This window comes from Sorangium sp. So ce128 (assembly GCF_051525245.1).
In the GTDB taxonomy this organism is placed as follows: domain Bacteria; phylum Myxococcota_A; class Polyangia; order Polyangiales; family Polyangiaceae; genus Sorangium; species Sorangium cellulosum_B.
In genome coordinates, this window is the sequence record NZ_CP150313.1 from 12331702 (window position 1) to 12349369 (window position 17668).

General features: G+C 72.6%; 18 protein-coding genes. 6 read left to right on the forward strand and 12 right to left on the reverse strand.

Annotated elements, in window-relative coordinates:
* Positions 1–160 precede the first annotated feature (160 nt).
* Together WME82_RS46705 and WME82_RS46710 are read left to right on the forward strand one after the other, a co-directional pair.
* The gene (locus WME82_RS46705; RefSeq protein ID WP_437713732.1) at positions 161–838 is read left to right on the forward strand and encodes a HEAT repeat domain-containing protein; all 678 of its coding nucleotides are present in this window, start codon (positions 161–163) and stop codon (positions 836–838) included.
* Complete coding sequence (locus tag WME82_RS46710) at positions 838–1665, forward strand: class I SAM-dependent methyltransferase (protein ID WP_438040610.1); 828 nt, start codon at positions 838–840, stop codon at positions 1663–1665. The genes WME82_RS46705 and WME82_RS46710 overlap by 1 nt, the downstream gene beginning before the upstream one ends.
* Before the next feature lie 58 nt (positions 1666–1723).
* Here the strand turns inward: WME82_RS46710 and WME82_RS46715 are convergent, their stop codons facing one another.
* Both WME82_RS46715 and queD read right to left on the reverse strand, forming a co-directional pair.
* Positions 1724–2008 carry a (2Fe-2S)-binding protein gene (locus tag WME82_RS46715; protein WP_272096324.1) on the reverse strand — a complete coding sequence of 95 codons (285 nt, stop codon included), beginning with the start codon at positions 2006–2008 and terminating at the stop codon, positions 1724–1726.
* A gap of 4 nt (positions 2009–2012) precedes the next feature.
* Entirely contained in the window at positions 2013–2375 is a 363-nt protein-coding gene (gene queD, locus WME82_RS46720; protein ID WP_012241229.1) for a 6-carboxytetrahydropterin synthase QueD, read from the reverse strand.
* 115 nt (positions 2376–2490) lie between these two features.
* Here queD and WME82_RS46725 point away from each other — a divergent pair, with 115 nt between their 5' ends.
* On the forward strand, positions 2491–2631 hold the full coding sequence (locus WME82_RS46725) for a hypothetical protein (RefSeq protein ID WP_012241230.1): 141 nt from the start codon (positions 2491–2493) through the stop codon (positions 2629–2631).
* Positions 2632–2658: 27 nt separating this feature from the next.
* On the opposite strand, the gene WME82_RS46730 is transcribed toward WME82_RS46725, so the two are convergent.
* The 7 genes from WME82_RS46730 to hemE all read right to left on the reverse strand — a co-directional run bounded on the left by WME82_RS46730 (position 2659) and on the right by hemE (position 12097).
* Positions 2659–4221 carry a GAF domain-containing protein gene (locus tag WME82_RS46730; protein WP_437742899.1) on the reverse strand — a complete coding sequence of 521 codons (1563 nt, stop codon included), beginning with the start codon at positions 4219–4221 and terminating at the stop codon, positions 2659–2661.
* A gap of 133 nt (positions 4222–4354) precedes the next feature.
* On the reverse strand, positions 4355–5476 hold the full coding sequence (locus WME82_RS46735; protein ID WP_438045000.1) for an acyl-CoA reductase: 1122 nt from the start codon (positions 5474–5476) through the stop codon (positions 4355–4357).
* Positions 5476–6678: an acyl-protein synthetase gene (locus WME82_RS46740; RefSeq protein WP_438040611.1), complete on the reverse strand. Its 1203-nt coding sequence runs from the start codon at positions 6676–6678 to the stop codon at positions 5476–5478. Before WME82_RS46740 ends, WME82_RS46735 begins: the two co-directional genes overlap by 1 nt.
* Before the next feature lie 40 nt (positions 6679–6718).
* A complete protein-coding gene (locus WME82_RS46745; RefSeq protein ID WP_437742901.1) occupies positions 6719–8077 on the reverse strand; it encodes an aspartate aminotransferase family protein in 1359 nt (452 codons plus the stop codon).
* A 43-nt stretch (positions 8078–8120) separates the two neighbouring features.
* Positions 8121–9020 (reverse strand): diguanylate cyclase, encoded by a 900-nt coding sequence (locus WME82_RS46750; RefSeq protein ID WP_437742902.1) that lies wholly within the window; start codon positions 9018–9020, stop codon positions 8121–8123.
* 1007 nt (positions 9021–10027) lie between these two features.
* Positions 10028–10813, reverse strand: a complete 786-nt coding sequence (locus WME82_RS46755) for a class II glutamine amidotransferase (protein WP_272096333.1) — start codon at positions 10811–10813, stop codon at positions 10028–10030.
* Positions 10814–11047: 234 nt separating this feature from the next.
* The gene (gene hemE, locus WME82_RS46760; protein ID WP_437547498.1) at positions 11048–12097 is read right to left on the reverse strand and encodes a uroporphyrinogen decarboxylase; all 1050 of its coding nucleotides are present in this window, start codon (positions 12095–12097) and stop codon (positions 11048–11050) included.
* Positions 12098–12324: 227 nt separating this feature from the next.
* On the opposite strand from hemE, the gene WME82_RS46765 reads away from it, so the two are divergent.
* Positions 12325–12909, forward strand: coding sequence for a hypothetical protein (locus WME82_RS46765; RefSeq protein ID WP_437742903.1), 585 nt, complete (start codon positions 12325–12327; stop codon positions 12907–12909).
* Between the two features lie 106 nt (positions 12910–13015).
* Here the strand turns inward: WME82_RS46765 and WME82_RS46770 are convergent, their stop codons facing one another.
* Complete coding sequence (locus tag WME82_RS46770) at positions 13016–14203, reverse strand: M20 family metallopeptidase (RefSeq protein WP_438040612.1); 1188 nt, start codon at positions 14201–14203, stop codon at positions 13016–13018.
* Between the two features lie 183 nt (positions 14204–14386).
* On the opposite strand from WME82_RS46770, the gene WME82_RS46775 reads away from it, so the two are divergent.
* Positions 14387–15538 (forward strand): FAD:protein FMN transferase, encoded by a 1152-nt coding sequence (locus WME82_RS46775; protein ID WP_438040613.1) that lies wholly within the window; start codon positions 14387–14389, stop codon positions 15536–15538.
* A 56-nt stretch (positions 15539–15594) separates the two neighbouring features.
* Positions 15595–15798 (forward strand): hypothetical protein, encoded by a 204-nt coding sequence (locus tag WME82_RS46780; RefSeq protein WP_438040614.1) that lies wholly within the window; start codon positions 15595–15597, stop codon positions 15796–15798.
* Positions 15799–15879: 81 nt separating this feature from the next.
* Here WME82_RS46780 and WME82_RS46785 read toward each other — a convergent pair whose 3' ends face one another.
* Positions 15880–16755 (reverse strand): hypothetical protein, encoded by an 876-nt coding sequence (locus tag WME82_RS46785; protein WP_438040615.1) that lies wholly within the window; start codon positions 16753–16755, stop codon positions 15880–15882.
* Between the two features lie 112 nt (positions 16756–16867).
* Positions 16868–17656, reverse strand: coding sequence for an enoyl-CoA hydratase-related protein (locus WME82_RS46790; protein ID WP_438040616.1), 789 nt, complete (start codon positions 17654–17656; stop codon positions 16868–16870).
* Positions 17657–17668 lie beyond the last annotated feature (12 nt).

The window sequence follows — 17668 nt, forward strand, 5'->3', positions numbered from 1 at the left end:
GCGGCGGCGCGCTCGTCCCGCCCGGCCTGCGCGCGGCGGCCCCGGCGTGGGCGGCGCCGGGCACGCGCGGCCGCGCCCGCCGTGGACGGGAATTCGCGAGGAACAGGCCCTTGTTGCCTGCCGGCTTGCGGAGGCGACGCGCTGTTGATAGCTCCTCTTCGTGCAAAATCGTCAAGCCATCGAGACGACCCTGAACAAGCTGTTCGACGCGGAGCGCACGGCTCGCCGGCTCCACGACGACCTGACGGCCATGCCCGGCGATGGGCTGCTGGATGTCCTCACGGACGCGATCGCGGCCGCGACGCGCGAGAACGACGAGGACGAGGCGGCGCTCCGGCTGGTGCGTATCGCGTCGCTGCTCGGCGAGCACGAGGGGCCGCGCGCGCTCGACGCGCTCATCGATGTGCTCGCGTCGGAGCACCCCGAGGCGCGGCAGGCCGCGGGCGAGGAGATCGAAACGCTGGCCTACGATCGGTTCAAGGAGGTCGCGCAGGCGATCGAGCGCGCGCTGAAGCGGCTGCCGGTGGGCTCGTCGGCGCTCCCGGAGCTGCCGTACCTCATCGCCGAGGTGCCGGAGCCGGGCGTGCCGAAGCTGCTCAGCCAGTTCCTGGGCCACAAGGATCCGGACGCGGTCGCGGCGGCGATCGAGACGCTGGTCGAGATCGGTGACCCGGCGCATGCGCCGCTCATCCAGCCGCTGCTCGACGACAAGCGCACGGTCGAGCTCGCGGACGACGGCGGCGACGACGCGACGTCGGAGGTCACGATCGGCGAGCTCGCCGAAGAGGCGCTCAGCCTCCTCGCGCCCTACGACGACGAGGAGGACGGGGTCGCCTGATGATCGGCCCGCCGCTGAGCGCGGCGGACGCCGTGTTGTTCGAGCACGCGGTCGTCCCGCGCTACCTCTCGTTCTTCGCCTCGCTGGCGGTCGAGATGCTGCTGCCCTCCGAGGCGGCGCGCATCGTCCACCTCGGCTGCAGGAGCGGCTTCCCCGACGCGATCGTGGCCGACAAGCTGCCCGGCGCGACCCTCGTGGGCGTCGACGGCTCCGCCGCCGCGCTCGAGCTCGCGCGCGACAAGGCCGCGCTGTTCTCTGGGATGAACGCGAGCTACGTGGTCGCCGACGCCCTTCCGACGCCGCTGCCGGACGCGAGCTTCTCCCACGCGTTCACGCTGCACCCGGTCTGCCGTCCGAGCGAGCGGGCGCAGCTCCTCGCCGAGCTGCGCCGGGTCCTTGTCCCCGGCGGCCAGGCGCTCATCGCGCTGCCGTTGCGCGGTTCGTTCCCGGAGATCGCGGACATCGCGCGGGAGTGCGCGCTCAAGCAAGACCTCTCGGAGCTCGGCGCCGCGGTGGACGCCGCCGCCGTCAGCCGCCCCACGATCGAGACCATCGCCGAGGAGATCGAGGGCGCGGGGCTCGACGAGGTCGAGGTCGACGTCCAGCTCATCGCCGTGTCGTTCGAGAGCGGGCGTGAGTTCCTCGAGGATCCCATCTCGAGGTTGATGGTGATCCCGGAGTCGACGGCGATGCTCGACGTCGAGCCGCAGATCATCGACTCGATGCTCAAGTACCTGCACCACGCGGTCTCGAAGTACTGGTCCGAAGGGGTCTTCGAGCTGACCGTGAACGTCGGGTGCGCGAGCGCTCGGCGCCCCCTCGTCTGATCACGGTCGACGATCGGGCCAGGGCGCTGATCGCGCGGAGCGCGGCCAGCGAGCGCGGCTAGCGCTCGCGCCCGCCGCCGCGGAGGCCGAGCTCGTCGAGCCCGGCGAGCGCCGCGAGCGAGACCGGGTGGTACGGCGGCCGCGGGGTGATCGGCTTCCGGGCGTCGCCCCCGCGCTCCTCGATGAGCCGCGCGCAGAGCGCGAGGCACCACTTGCCCTGGCACCAGCCGGTGCCGAAGCCCGTGTAGCGCTTGACGGACTCGATGTCCTTGTAGCCGCGATCCATCGCGGCCTCGAGCTCGTGCAGCGTGACGTCCTCGCAGCGGCAGACGAGCGTCTTCATCGACCTAGTCGCCCTCGTACTCGCAGCGGGCGTCGCAGGTCTCGAAGATGGTGACCCGGTTCAAGGACGGCAGCGACGGCGCGAGGCGGGTCCAGATCCACCGTGCGAGCACCTCGCTCGTCGGGTTCTCCAGCCCGGGGACCTCGTTCAGGTAGTGGTGATCGAGCAGGTCGTGGAGGGGAGCCCAGGCCTCGTAGAGGTGGCTGTAATCGATGAACCACCCCGTCTCCTCGTTCACCGGGCCGCGGATCGCGACCTCGACCTTGAAGCTGTGACCGTGGAGGCGCGCGCACTTGTGCCCCTGCGGCACCTTGGGAAGGCGGTGGGCGGCCTCGAAGCGGAACTCGTGTACGAGACGGACGTTCATCGGAGCAGCGGTCATGGGGCGGTCGCCGTGGGGCGTCAACGCCCCGTGGCCTGAACAGGGGGCGGCGTGAGGTACGGGGTTCCCTCGAGGGCCTCGAGCGACTATACCGCCGGCCATGCCGCAGAAGCCCGCAGTGAGAGCCAAGAAGAAGCGTCGCGATACGAAGCGCCTGGCAAACTGGCGCGCCAAGAAGGAGCTGCAGAGCGCCCAGGGAACGCCGGCCGAGCCGGCCGCCGCCGCGCGGTCCGGCAGCTGAGCCGCGAGCACTGGCCCCGGCCAGTGCTCAGTTCGCCGGCTCGTCCTCTTCGTCGTCGTCTTCGTCGGGTTCCGGCGACGCGGGTCCCTTGCGTCGCGCCGCGCGAACGGTCGCGACCTCGGCCCGGGACGGGTTGATCACCAGGAAGCCGTGGTCCGCGTCGAGGAGCGCGACGTCTCCTGGCGACGCCCAGCGGAACGCCCCCGCCACATCCACGATCGACGGCACGCCGAGCAGCTGGAGAAGCACGAGCGAGCGCGGCCCGGACCGGTCGCTGAGCGCGACGCCCACCGGGTGGGCCCGGGCGGAGATCAAGAGGTCGAAGACCGTCAGCTGGTCTCCCACGAGGACCGCCTTCGACGGGAGCTCGGCCCGGGCATCCGGGGTCGCCAGCATCAGGATCGCATCGCAGAGATCCTCGATGTCACGGGCGCGATCCTGCAGGAACGGGTCACCGACGATCCCGTTGGCGGCCCGCGCCACCTCGCGAGCGACCGTCCCGAGCGCCTGCGCGACGTTGCGCCCGCTGGCCGCGAGCTCGAAGGCGCGCGCGCGCAGGCGGCCGTCGCCGATCATCAGGAGGTAGGTCGAGAGGAACGCCGCCTCCTGCGCGAGCCCTCGCTTCGCTGCGCGGGCGTTGAGGTCGAGGAGCGCCTTCTCCGCGATGTCGAACGCGAGCCGCAGGAGCTTCGGATCGCCGCTGCCCTGCCGCGCGCCGAGCGATGAGGTCGCCGGCCGCCGCAGGGCCGCGATGGCGCCGAGCGCGCGCCCGGCGACGACGGGCAACCCCGGCAGCGTGACCTTGCGCGTGCCACCGCCCGTGCGCCGCCGCCGCTCGCGCAGCTCGTCGAGCACCTGCGCGTGGCGAGCGCCGGCCGCGATCGGAGCGGTCAGCGCCATGACGAGCTCGACGTCCCGCGCCGTGAAGGCGCGATCGCCCGCCCGTTGCACGACGAGGGCGCCGAGCGGGCGGCCGCTGCCGAGGATGGGCGCCGCGAGGAAGACCGGGAAGCGCTCTTCACGGAGCTCAGGGAACGCTCGATAGCGCTCGTGCTCGGTCGCCTGGACGACCGAGATCGGCCGCAGGCACTCGACCGCCATGCCCGTGATGCCCTGCCCGACCGAGAGCCGCACCGTGCCGCGCGCCTCGCGCGGAAAGCCGACGTTGCCGCGCAGCACCAGCTCGTCGCCGTCGCCCTCGAGGAGGTACAGCGAGGCCACGTCGGCGCCGAGGATCGCGGCGATCCGCTGCGGCGCCTCGTCGAGGAGGAGCGACAGCGGCATCGGCTTCGCCACGAAGGCCAGGTACTCGATCACGAGATCCAGGCGCTCGTCGCGGCGCACCTGGATCCTCGCGGAGGCGACCGACGGCGGCGCGCCCTCATCGTCGGCGTTCGCGACGCGGGCCGAGCTGCCGGCCGGATCGCTCGAGAGGGACGCGTCCTCCTCGTCGGGGCGGAGCTCGTCCAGCGCGCGGTTCACGAGGCTGTCCCGTGAGCCCTCCACGCCGGACGGCGTCGCCGACGGGCTCGCGATCGCTTCGAGCTCCGTGGGCGGATGGGTCGCCTTCGGATCGGTGCGCGACGACATGCCATGATCGCTATCACACACCGTCGCTCGAGCGCACCTTGCTCCCACCACGTCCCGATCGTGTCGCGGTCTGGACGGCGTGGCCGCGCGACGTGCGCGCTCGCTGCGAGCCGCCAGCGCGGGCAGCTGGACGTCAGGCCGTCCGCAGATCGACGGGGCCGTCGAGGGGCGGGCGCTGCATCCGCCCGAGCGCGGAGAGCCGGGCGCGCGGGGCAGCCGCGGCCGCCGCGCGCGCGAGCATCCCGCCTCCGCCCGCGCCGATCGCGGTGATCGCGCCGTGGATCGGCGCGAGCAGCGCCGGAGCGGCCTCGGCGCTGCTCGCCGCCACGTGGACGACGCGCGCCGCCGGCGGCAGCAGAAGCGATCGCGGCGCCGGATCCAGGCCGACCCCGTGTCCTCGACCTTCCCAGAACGAGCCCACGGCGTCGAGCGTGGCCCGGTACATGGTGACCTCCGCGCGGGCGGCGCCGTCGAGCGGCCCGCGCGGGACGCGCGCGCCCGCCTCCTCGAGCGCCTCGTGCAGGCCGCGCGCGAGCGCCTCCGCGCGCTCGGCCGGGCCTTCCACCAGCGCGAAGCGCGGCGACAGGCAGCCGCGCTGATCGAACGGCACGACGTCCGCAGCGATGTCCCGCGCCGCCTCGACGAGGTTCGCGTCCAGGCCGACGACGGCGAGCCCCAGGCCGGCGCCGTGCCCGCGCACGAGCACGCCCGGGCCGGCCTGGGCCCGCAGCGTCGCCACGGTCTGGTCCGAGCCGTAGACGTGCAGCTCGGCGTGCGGCAGATCCCCGGGAGCCCGCTCGCCGGCCGCCGCCCCGGCGTCCCCGAGCGTGATGTCCGCGACAAGCGCGATGGCCCCGCCGGCGCGGCGGAAGCCTCCGTCCGCCTGCAGCGCGCGCACGAGGAGCTCCGCGACGACGGGATCGCGGCGGGACGGGCGCACGAAGACCTCCGGCGCTGTGGCCGTCGCGACGGCGATGGCCCGCAGCGGCGCCGTGCAGACGTTGGCCGCCAGGACCACGTGGCAGCGGCGCGCGCGCCCCGAGGACGCCACGAGCGCGTCGAGCTCGCCGTCGCTCGGCGCGACCTCGAGGTGGCGGTCGAGCGCGAGCTCCACGCCCTCGGGCGAGAGGCCGCTCGTGGAAGGCAACCGCTGGCGCGCCTCCTCGCCCAGCGGATCGCGCGCGTCCGCGATCCGCGCCGCCGCGGCGACCGCGCGCTCGACCCGGAGGCGCCGCGCCGCGCCGTCGTCCATCATCACGGCCCGCCGCCGAGCATCTGGTCCATCGCGATCGAGCAGCCGCGCGGCGGCGCCCCGGACGCGCGGCCCAGGAGCTCGACGCCCTCCGCGGTGACGCGCACGCGGTCGGCGGTCTGGATGGCGACCGCCGAGTCGACATTCGCGAGATCGACGATCCGCGCGAGCCCGATCGCCCCGGCAGGGAGCGGCGCGAGCGTCTCGGGGTCCGCCGCGGTGACGCGCGTCCAGGGAGGCGCGAGGTACAGCCCCGGCGCCGCGCCCGGTGCGCCGGCGAGCGCCGCCGCGAGCGTGCCCTCGTAGAGCTGGCTGGAGAGCTCGGTCATGCCGTACTCGCTCACCACGTGCGAGAGGGGAACCCCCAGCGCCCGCGCGATGGACGCCCGCAGCTCCTCCGCGGGCACCTCGCGCGAGCGGCCCTTGTAGCCGCCGGTCTGCATGACCCGGCTCCCTTCGGGCAGCCGCGCCGCGCCCTCGGGCAGCCGCGCCTCGATCAGGTGCTCGATCAGGTGCACGAAGGCGAACGACGTGCCGAGCACGAGCGCCGGCTCTCCCGAGGCGCGCGCCTCGGCGCACGCGCGGGCGAACCCCGCGGCGTCGAGCTCGCCGCCGCGAACGTGCCAGCTCGCCGGCCCCGAGAGGCGCGCGGCGAAGCGGTCGATCATGAACCCGAGCGACGAGTCCGGCGCCTCGTGGAGCGGCGGCGCGAGGACGATCGCCCGGAGCCGCGCGCCGTCGGGCCACAGCAGGCGCTCCCCCCACGCGAGCGCGGCCAGCTCGTACGTGGCGGTCGTGCGGAACGGGTGCTCGCCGCGGGACGCCGCGCCGAGGGAGGTTCCGCTCGTGCGGAAGACGCGCTCGTCCGCCTCCGGCGGGTGGGCCGCGACGCGCGCGAACCGGAACACGTCGCACGGCACAGCGGGGATCTGCGCCGCGTGATCCATCGCGGCGACGTCCGCGCCGCGCGCCTCGAAGAGGCGGGCCACCGGCGCGCAATGCGCGGCCTGGTGCCGGGCGAGGGCGATCGCGAGCGCATCGAAGGTCTCCGGGAGCGCCCCGCGCTCGCCCTGGTCCTGCGGAGGAGAGGCGGCCGCCGCTCGGCCGGCGCCTGTCGAGCCCGCCCTGTCCACGCCGAGCGCCGCCGCCTCGATGAACGCCCGCGCGCGGCGGTGCAGCGCCTCGCTCTGGTCTATCGGTCCCACGGGCACCGGGATAGCACGCGCGTCCTGCTCCGCTCGCGCGCTAGGCCGTCAACACGCGCGCGAGCGCGCCGGCCGCGGCCGAGAGCAGCGGCTCGGGGATGGTGAGCGCCGGCGTCAGCGTCAGCGTCTCGCCGCGCACCCCGCCCGTGAGGACCAGGTACCCTTCGGCCAGCATCCCGCGCATGGCCCGGAGCCCCAGCTCGGCGCTCTCGAGCTCGACGCCGACCATGAGCCCCGCGCCCCGCACGTCGACGACGCCTGCCCTGCGCGGGAGCGCCTCTCGCAGCATCGCCTGGAAGCGAGCGCCCACGTCGCGCGAGCGCGCGGCCAGCCGACCTTCGTCGAGGGCGTCGAGCGTCGCGAGCGCGGCGCTCGACGCGAGGGGCGATCCGGAGTGCGTCGACGTGTGGACCACCTCGCCCTCGCGCGCCCACGCCCGCATGATCGGCTCGGGCGCCACGCACGCGGAGATGGGCAGCCCGCCGCCGAGCCCCTTGCCGAAGCAGAGGATATCGACCGGCGCCCCGAGCTCTCCCGTCCGCGTCATCGCCCCCGAGCGACCGAGGCCGGTCCAGATCTCGTCCGCGATCACGAGCGCCCCGTGCCGGTGCGCCGCTTCGCAGACCGCGCGCAGGAACGCGTCGGGCGGGACGACGCAGCCGCCCCGCCCGAGGATCGGCTCGAGGAGGACCGCGCCGACGTCGCCCCCGCGCAGCGCGAGCTCGACGGCGTCGACCGAGCGCGCGGCGCCCGCCTCGTCGCGCGGGTAGGGCGCGAACGTCACGCGCCGGTTGAGCTGCTCCGCGAAGGGCGACCGGTAGCTCTCGCGCAGCCCGCACGCCGCGAGCGGCGCGTACCCGAGCCCGTGGTACGCGCCCTCGAACGCGACGAGCCCCGGCCGTCCCGTCGAGAGCGCCGCCGTCTTGACGGCCGCGGTGATCGCGTCGCTGCCGCTCTGGCCGAGCAGCGCCATGGGCGAGGGTCCGGGGTGCAGCGCCGCGAGGCGCTCCAGCAGGGCGATCTTCACGTCGGCCGAGTACACGTCGCCGAGCGCGAGGGTCAGCCGCGACAGCTGCTCCTCCGCCGCGCGCCGCACCGGCGCCGCCGAGTGGCCGAGCAGCAGCGCGCCGAAGCCGGCGCACAGGTCGACGTAGCGGTTCCCGTCGACGTCGCAGACGTTCGCGCCGCGCCCGTGCGACAGCACGATCGGCAGCATGTCGGCGCCGCTCTTCTGCGCCCGCGCCTCGCGCCGCCGGCCGAACGCCGGGCACTCGACGCGCTCGAGGCGCTCGAGGGCGCTCCGCGACAGGGGACCAGGCGGCGTCGACAGGATCGCGGGCAGCTCCGCGCCGCTGCCCGCGTCCGGCGCCGCCGGCAGCGGCAGATCGCTGTTCGGCATCGTCCTTCCTCCGCCGGAACCTAGCGCGCCCGCGGGCGGCTGCTCAGGCGCACACCCGGTTTCTTCCGCTGTTCTTCGCGTGGTAGAGGCGCTCGTCCGCGCGCTTGATGAGGTCGTTCGCGGTGCGATCACCCTCCTGGAGGAGCGCCACGCCGACGCTGATCGTCACGCGGATGCTGTCGGCCTGGAACACGAACAGGTGCTCCGCGACCTTTTGACGCAGGGTCTCGCCGAGGGCCGCCGCGCCCTCGATGGACGTCTCCGGCAGGATGATGGCGAACTCCTCGCCGCCGTAGCGCGCGAAGACCTCGTCGCGGCGAATGCGGCTCTGCACGATGCGCGCGACCTCCTTCAGCACGAAGTCGCCGGCCAGGTGGCCGTGGACGTCGTTGATGCGCTTGAAGTGGTCGATGTCGAACAGGAGGATCGCGAGGTCCCGCTCGTGGCGGCGGCCGCGGATGATCTCGCGCTCGAGCGCCTCGTAGAGGTAGCGCTTGTTGTGGATCTGCGTGAGACCATCGATGATGGTCATCCGGTAGATCTCTTCGTGGTATTGCGCCTCCACGTCGGCGCCGGACAGGAACTTGAAGATCGTGGGGCCGATCTTCACCCGGTCTCCGTTCTTCAGCACCACCTCGCGGGAGATCTGCTCATCGTTGCAGTACGTCCCGTTGGTGCTCCCATCGTCGACGACCATCCAGGCGTTCGGCCGCTGCTCGAAATGGGCGTGCCTTCGTGACACGGAGTCGCCGTCGAGCACGATGTGGTTGTCCGCGCCGCGACCGACCCGCGTCGGGTTGTTCTCCAGCACGAACCGCTTGCCGAGCAGCGTGGGCTCCTTCGTGTAGATCACGACCAGGCAGTCGGTCGTGTTCTTGCTGCCGCCGCCCGGTGGGGGCTGGACCACCTGCGTTACACGAGTCTTTTCGTCGAAGTCACTCACGCGCGCTCAGCCCAACCCGTCGTGCGACCTAGCCTCGACATTGTTCGAGCTCTTCCCGAGACGGAACCTACCCGGGCGTGGCTCTTCGGTCGCGATGCAACGGTTCGATATGCCCTAGCTCGCCCAACGTCAAAGCGTACTGACATGCCCCGACTCCCGTCAAGACGGCCATCCGGGCGGAGCCGTCTTCAGTGCTTCCTCCGCCTTCCCGACCCGACAAGGGCCTACGTCGCCCTCTGCGCTCCGTCGCGCTCGTCGCGCTCGTTGCGCCCTTCCACGTTCTCGGCTTGTTCCCCGCACGCCGTCCGCCCCTCGCCGCCGTTTGCCGCCGCTCACGCGGCGCCGCACCGCCGGTGCTCGCCGATGCGCCTTGTGGGGCGCTGTGCGCTGCTATCGCAGTTGACGCCCCATCTCTTTCCTCTTGTGCAGCCCGAGCTGCCGAGGACGCGGGTCTCTCTATGCGTTTCCCGAGCGCGCCGCCACCCGTCCGGCGAGCGATTGAGCCGGCAAGGGAGAGAATGGTTCGCTGGAACACGATGTGTCTGTTCGCCTGGCATGTCCGCGTTCTGCGGGGACGAGGCTCTGTGAGTTCTGCCTCAAAACCATGGCGCATCACAACGCTGAACTGAGCGAAGCGGAACGCAGCGGACCGGAACCGTGCGAAGCGGAACGGAGCGAAGCGGCACGGAACGGAGCTGCACCGGAGCGAAGCGGCACGGAACGGAGCTGCACCGGAGCGGAACCGAGCGAAGCCGAGCAGATCGGCGTGAAGCGGCGCGGAACGGAGCGGAACGGAGCGGAACCGCGTGCGCCGCGACCGCGCGGCGGCCCCGCCAGCGTGCCGGTTAGTTGACTTGGCACACAGGGTGCGTAGGATAGACCTGCGTCGCGGCGGAGACCTTCCCCCCCCAGGTCCGTCGCGGCGTTTTTCTTTTCAGGCTGCCGTGCCCATCTCCAGGCCGCGGCACGACAGCGCGCGAGGGGTGGACACCGCGCTGGCGCGTCGGTCAGGCGAGCGACGACAGCGTCGCGCGCAGCTCGCCGCCGTCGAATACCCAGAGCTCGCCCGGTCGTCCCGTGGTCCAGGTCTCGTTCGCGGTGAGCGGGCTCGTCGCGACCACCGCGATCCGATCCTTCGGGGTCGTGACGGCCGAGAAGTCGACGCGGACATCGTCGTCCAGGAGCGTCGCGATGCCGAAGGGGGCCTTGCGGATGATGTGACAGAGCCGGGTTGCGCAGCGGGCGAAGAGGTGGCGCCCGTCGCCGAGCAGGAAGTTGAACGTGCCGTCCTGGCCGAGCTCGCCGCCGAGCGCCGCGATCGCTTCCCAGAGCTCGCTGGGCCGGCGCGGATAGCCGGGGAACGAGCTGCGGAGGCCCTCCAGCAGGTAACAGAAGGCGTGCTCGCTGTCGGTCGTTCCGATGGGGTTGAAGCGGCCCAGCGCGCGGCGCCGGACGCGAGGGAGCGTGCCGTTGTGCGCGAAGACCCAGTGGCGTCCCCAGAGCTCGCGCACGAACGGGTGCGTGTTGGCGAGAAGCACGTCGCCGCGGGTACGGCGCCGGATGTGGCCGATCGCGAGCAGCGTCTTGATGGGCGTCTCGCTGAGGAATCGCGCCAGCGGGCTCTCCGCGGCGGGGCTCGGATCGAGGAACACGCGCGCGGCGCGCCCCTCGAAGAACGCGAGGCCCCAACCGTCAGCGTGGGGACCGGTGCGGCCGCCCCGGTGCCGGAGGCCGTTGAACGAAAAGACGATGTCTGTGGGGACGTTGCACTCCATCCCGAGGAGCTCGCACATGCTCGCGGCTGGACCATATCACCCCGGGAGGGGGTCTGAGATCTCGACGGTGAGGCGCCGATGCGGCTTCTTCATCAGGGCCAGGCGGCGGCGCGGCCTCGCTCCTCGCCGCACGATCCTGGTCAGCGGCGCGATGCGCTGGCGCGGCGCGGTGCGCCGGCGCGGCGCGATGCGCCGGCGCGGCCTGGCGCCCGCCGCGCGATCCCGGTCGACGCCGCGGCGCGATGCGCGGCGTCAGCGATCCGGCTCGCCCTGGAGCGACGCGCGCGGGATGGAGTGGACGAGATCGATGACCGCCTTGACCGTATCGACCGGCGTCTCCGGGATGATGCCGTGGCCGAGGTTGAAGATGTGCCCGGCGCGCCCGCCGGCCTCCGCGAGCACCGCGCGCGCGCGGCGCTCGGCGACGGCGCGCGGCGCGCAGAGCAGCAGCGGATCGAGGTTGCCCTGCACCGCACGATCGTACCCGATGCGCTGCCACGCCTTGTCGAGGGGCGTGCGCCAGTCGACGCCGATCACCGTGCCGCCGGCGTCGCGCTGCGCCTCCAGGAGCGCCCCCGTGTTCGTGCCGAAGTGGATGACCGGGACCCCGGTCGCCTCGAGGTCGCGGAGGATGTGCCGCACGTGCGGCTGCACGTGCTCGCGGTAATCGTCGATCGAGAGCGAGCCGACCCACGAGTCGAACAGCTGCACCGCCTGGGCGCCCGCGGCGACCTGAGCGCGCAACAGGCGGCGGACGACCTCCGAGATCTTGCCCATCAGCGCCGACCACGCCTCGGGGTCGCTCCACATCAGCTGCTTCGTGAGCCGGTAGTCGCTCGACTTGCCCCCCTCGACCAGGTAGCTCGCCATGGTGAACGGCGCGCCGGCGAAGCCGATGAGCGGCGTCTTGCCGTCCAGCTCCTTGCGGATGAGGCGCACGGCGTCGAGCACGTAGCCGAGGCCCTCCTCGGGCTCGAACACCCGCAGCCGCTCGATGCCGGCCCGATCGCGCACGGGCTCGTGGATCACCGGGCCCTCGCCCTTCGCGAACTCGAAGGGGGCGCCCATCGGCTCGAGCGGCAGCAGGATGTCCGCGAAGAGGATCGCCGCGTCCATCCCGAGCCGCAGCGGCTGGAGCGTCACCTCGAGCGCGAGCTCGGGCGTCTTGCAGATCTCGAGGAGCGTGTACTTCTTCCTGAGCTCCCGGTACTCGGCCATGTACCGGCCGGCCTGGCGCATGAACCACACGGGCGTGACATCGGTCGGCTCTCGCCGGCAGGCGCGCAGGAAGCGATCGTGCATGGAAGGCTCCAGGAGGGGCCGACGGGACGCCGTCGGGACGCCCCTTCATGTCCGTTCAGCCATCGCCCGGCAATGGGTTTCAGCCCTTCGCCCGCACGTGGGTCGCCGGGAGCGCGGCGCGGCCCGGCACGAGGCGGCCCGGTCGAGGGGGCGGACCCAAGCGTCGGCTCCCCCGCCGTGTAGACTAGGAGTCTATGGCGCGTCCCTCCCGACCTCCCGGCTTTGACATGACGTACAGGCCCGAGAAGCGCATCGCGTTCGGGCCGCCGCTGAAGGAGCGCCTCCCGGCGCTGCTTTACCTGACCTTCGCCCTCGGCGTCTCGGCGGTGATCTTCTACGGCCAGAACGCTCCCTCGAGCTCCCGGATCTTCCAGTACGTCGTCGAGGGCGATCGCCACCGGCTCGTCTCCTCCAGCGTGTGCGCCATCGTCCTGTGCGCGAGCGCGCTGGCGATGGTGCTGCGCGAGCAGATGCGGGGGGTCGTCGTGCACCCGGAAGGGATCGAGCTGCGCGAGCTGCTCACCTTCGGCGTGCCGCGCGTGCGGCGCTTCGCCTGGTCGCAGATCGACCGGATGGCGGTGCCCTCCGCGCAGGCGAGCGCCGGCGGCGCGGCGGCGGTCAGCGGGACCGTGCCGGCGAGCAACATCCGGCTCGATCTCTGGGATGGGTCCCGCACCTGGCTGCCGGACGTCGGAGACAAGATCGCGCTGTCGGTGATGCTGGAGCGGGTCGCCCTGGCGCGGGCGATCCCGATCGAGGGGGGGACCGGGCTGATGGACGACCTCGGGAACCCCCTTCAGGACGACGGCTGAACGCGCCTGTTTCTGCGCGTCAGAAATCCCGCCAGGGATTGCTGACGCGCAGAAACAGGGCGGCCGCGAAGCGGACGCCGGGGTTCGGGGCGGAGCCCCGAGGGAACTAGCGCGCGCTCGCCCCGGCCTTCCGCTGCGCGAACTCCTCGCGCACGCCCTGCCGCAGCTCGGGATCGAGCAGGAGATCCGCGCACGTCATCGCCATGGCCTTGGCGGCGATCAGCATCGAGTCCTGGCCGGAGGGGCTCGCGGCGCGCGCGGCGAACGCGTGCTGGTGGCAGGTCGTCTCTCCCTTGCCGCAGATCGCGATCCACGGATGGATGGCGGGGAGCGCGTGGGACACGTCGCCCATGTCGGTCGAGCCGGTGCCGACGGCGGGGTCCATCTCGAGCGGCGAGCGGCCGAGGGCGCGCAGGTGCTCGCCGAAGCGGCGCGCCATCTTCCGGTTGTTGACCATGTTCTTGTAGCCCCCCTGATCGACGATCGTGAGCTCGGACCCGCTCGCCATGGCCGCGCCGCGGGCGCAGCGCTCCACGATCGCCCGCACGCGGGCGAGCTCCTCGGTGTCGAGGGCGCGGACCGAGAACTCGGCGACGGCGAGCTCCGGGATGATGTTGACCGCCTGACCGCCGTTCTTGATGAACCCGTGCACCCGCACGCCGTCGCGGAAGTGGACGCGCTGGCCGTCGATCAGCCGGAAGGTGTCGAGGCAGGCCGTGAGCGCGCTGTTGCCGTCCCACGGCGCGAGCGCGGCGTGCGACGGCTTGCCGCGGAACTGGAGCTCGAGCCAGGCGCTGGCCAGCGTGTCGTGCGCGAGCAGGTCGCGGTCGAACGGGTGGAACATCATCGCGGCGTCGACGCCCTCGAAGGCGCCCGCCTCGAGCAGCCTGATCTTGCCGCCGCCCCCCTCCTCGGCGGGCGTCCCGACCAGATCGATGGTGCCGGCCACGGCGTCCTTCTGCCGCGCCAGCGCGAGGAACGCGCCGAGCGCACCCGCCGCGATCAGGTTGTGCCCGCAAGCGTGGCCGATCTCCGGGAGCGCGTCGTACTCGGCGAGGATGGCGAGGTGGGGACCCCCGCCGCGCCCGATGCGCGCGCGGAGCGAGGTGGGCATGCCGGCGAGCCCCCGCTCGACCTGGATGCCGCGCTTCTCGACGGCCTCGGCGAGCCAGGCCGCAGCCCTGTGCTCCTCGAAGCGGAGCTCGGGGTTCGCGTGGATGCGCGCGGCGATCTCGCGGAGATCCGGGGAGAGGTCGTCGATGTCACGCTGGATGCGGCTCGGGTCGAGGTTCATAGCGGCGAGCGATACTACTCTGGATCCGCGCGGCTCGCCCGGGCCATGGTGGCGCTGGCGGAGGAGCTCCGCCGACGCCGCCCGGTGGTCACGTTCGTGCGTTCGCGCGTTCGCGCGTTCGCACATTGGGCACCCCGCGCGCCGTCACGCTGTCGGGACTTCTCACGGACCCAGGACCCTCGAATGCACGGACCGCGCTGTTCTCCGCTCCTCTGCTTCCCCTGCTTCCCCTGCTTTCCCTTCCTCGCGGCGGCGCTCGCGCTCGCTGCCTGCGACGCGCCCCCACGCGCGCGCCAGGAGGCCGGGCCGGCCGCCTCGAGCGCGGCGCCTCTGCCGGCCCAGGCCGCTCCGCCGCAGGCCGGGCCCACCCGCGTCGCGGTCGAGGCGAGGGCGATGGGCACGAGCCTGCTCCTCGCCGCCTACACGAGCGAGGCGATGGATGAGGCGGCGATCAGGGCCCGGCTGGACAAGGCGATCGCCGAGATCCGCAGGCTCGAGGGGCTCATGACGACCTGGCGGCCGGACAGCGAGCTGTCGCGGGTCAACGCGGCGGCCGGGAAGGGCGCGGTGGAGGTGAGCCCGGAGTCTCTTGCCGTGATCGAGAAGAGCCTCTGGATCAGCGAGCGCTCCGAGGGGGTCTTCGACGTCACCTTCGAGGCGATGCACGGGCTCTGGAAGTTCGACGAGGACATCGACGACAACGTGCCGCGCAAGGAAGACGTCGAGCGGGCGCGCGCGCTCATCGATCACAGGCAGATCAAGATCGATCGCGCGCGGCGCACGGTGATGCTCGGGAAGCCCGGGATGCGGATGAGCCTCGGCGGGATCGCGAAGGGCTACGCCGTCGACGCCGCGGCGCGGGTGCTGCGCGGGGAGGGGCTGACGTCGTTCTTCGTGCAGGCCGGCGGTGACCTGTACATCGCCGGAAAGAAGCCGGACGGGTCGCCGTGGAGGGCAGGGGTGCGGGACCCGCGCGGCAAGGACGCGAACGACTACTTCGCGATGATCGAGGTGGAGGACCACGCCTTCTCCACGGCGGGCGACTACGAGCGGAGCTTCATCAAGGACGGCAGGCGCTATCACCACATCATCGATCCGCGGACCGGATTCCCGGCGACCGCGAGCCGGAGCGTGACCATCTGGGCAAAGGACGCGCTGACCGCGGACGCCGTCGATGATGCGGCGTTCATCCTGGGGGCCGAGAAGGGGCTCGCGCTCGTCGAGTCGATCGAGGACTGCGGCGCGGTGATCGTCGACCGGAACAACAAGGTGTGGGTGTCAAAGCGGCTGGAGGGCAAGGTCGAGGTGCTGCGGCAGCCGACCGACGGGCTGTAGTGGTCTCGGCCCTGAGGCCAGGTTTCAGGTGTTGCGCTTTGCGTGTGGAGCCAATCGTGCTCTCGGAAACTTGCGGCGTGCGCGCGCTTTCCGAGGAGCTTCGGGCCATCCAACATCAAGGCGAATTCAATGTTTCAATTGCCCTTCTCAACGAGGGAGATGTCGATGCATCTGCTGGAGATTGTATTTTTGCAGATGCCAGGTGCCGCGAAGCGACAATCGTCGCTATGCAGCAGAGCGCCTCGACGAGCCCGATCTGATCCCGGATGCGGCCGCCGCCTTGGCGAGCGCCTTCACGCGCACGGGTTCAGGCGCAGGAGCCGCCTGCGATGTGCGGCGTTTCAGCCTTCGAAGAGCTCGTCCAGTGTCCCGGCCGTGAGGATCCGCTCGGCCCACACCGCGAGCCGCTCCCCGGACGCAGCGAGGACCTGCTCCCGCCTCGCCTCGGGCACTTCTCCGAACCGCGCCCGGAGCTGGCGCAGCAGCACGGCTCGCTGGCCCTCGTCGAGCCCCGCGCGCCGCCCCTCATCGAGCGCTGCCTTTCGCTCGCGGGCCTTGATGGCCTCGATTTCAGGATTGCCCTTGCGCTCCAGCGCGCGAACGACCTCGCGCTCGGCCGCCGCGCCGTCGAGCAACGCGCGGACGGGGACCGGACGGATCAAGCACGGATCCTCGATGGTCGCGTCAGGCGCGAGCGGCACGAACCGCCCCTCAGCCGCCGACCACTCGGCGACCTCGTCACGCTTGACGAAGATGACGAAGACGCGGCGCACGCCCCGGGCGACGAGATCTTCGGCCTTCTCGCGCGCGTCCCGCATCGACTGCTCGTTGACGATCTCGAACGAGAGCTCCTCCAGATACCGGCGCCCCGTCGCCGGATCGGTCCCCGCCCTGCGAATGGAGAGGTCGGTGGCGAAATCCGAGCCCTCGGCGACGCGGGTGATGAGATCGGCCGCTCCGATGTAGCCGGGCCGAAGGTGCGGCGCGATCAGGAAATCCAGCCGCACCTGCTGCTCGGCGTGCGGCTCGAGCGCAGGCGCCGCGACGACCTTGCGCCCACGGATCAGCTCGTCGCGCGTCACCTCGGGCGCCACGAGGTGCTCATCGACGGCCGGGAAATGCGCCCGCTGCGGCTCCGCGGGCGGGAGCCTCACCGCCGCGCCGCCCCGGGCGGCCGGGGCGAGCAGGAGCGCGGCGCCGGTCGGCTTGGGATCCATGCGGACAAGGCTAGCACGAGGGCAGTCACACGAGCTTCGCCGCCGGGCCAGCGCGCGCCGAGGGGCCGCTCCCAGAGCGAGCAGCGCGCGCCCTCACCGCCGGTCGCTGCCCTCACCGCCCCTTGTAGACCGGCTTCCGCTTCTCGGCGAACGCGCGCAGCGCCTCCAGTCGATCCTCGCTGCGCAGCGTCTCGTCGTAGTGGACCCGCTCGATCTCGAGCCCGAGCGAGAGCGGCACGTCATAGCCGTCGTCGATCGCCCCGAGCGCCGCGGCCTGCGCGATGGGCGCGCCGCTCGCGATCGGCTCGATCCACGCGATCGCGTCGTCGACCACCGGCGTCCCCTCGGGCGACACCCGGTTCACGAGGCCCCAGGCGAGCGCCTCGGGCGCGGTGAGCTTCCTGCCGAGCAGGATCATCTCCTTCGCCCGCGCCTCGCCGACGACCCGCGGCAGCCGCTGCGTGCCACCCGCGCCCGGGATGATGCCGAGCGACGTCTCCGGCAGCGCGAGCTCGGCGTGCGGCGCCGCCACCCGGAGATCGCAGATCAGCGCGAGCTCCAGCCCCCCGCCGAACGCGACGCCGTTGATCGCCGCGATCACCGGCTTCGGGCTCCGCGCGAGCACCCCGAGGTCCGTCCGGTACAGGCCCACCTGGCGACGGACGTCGTCGGGGCTCATGCCCTGCCGCTCCTTGAGGTCGGCGCCCGCGCAGAACGCCTTGTCACCGGCGCCCGTGATCACGATCGCGCGCACCTCCGGGTCGTCCACGAGCTCGCGCCCGAGGCGGCCGAAGGCGACCAGCGCGTCCCGGGAGAGCGCGTTGCGGCGATCCGCCCGATCGATGGTGAGCACCGCGACCGCGCCGCGCCGGTCGAGCTTCACGGGAGTGGCTTCCGACATGGAGCCTGCCTA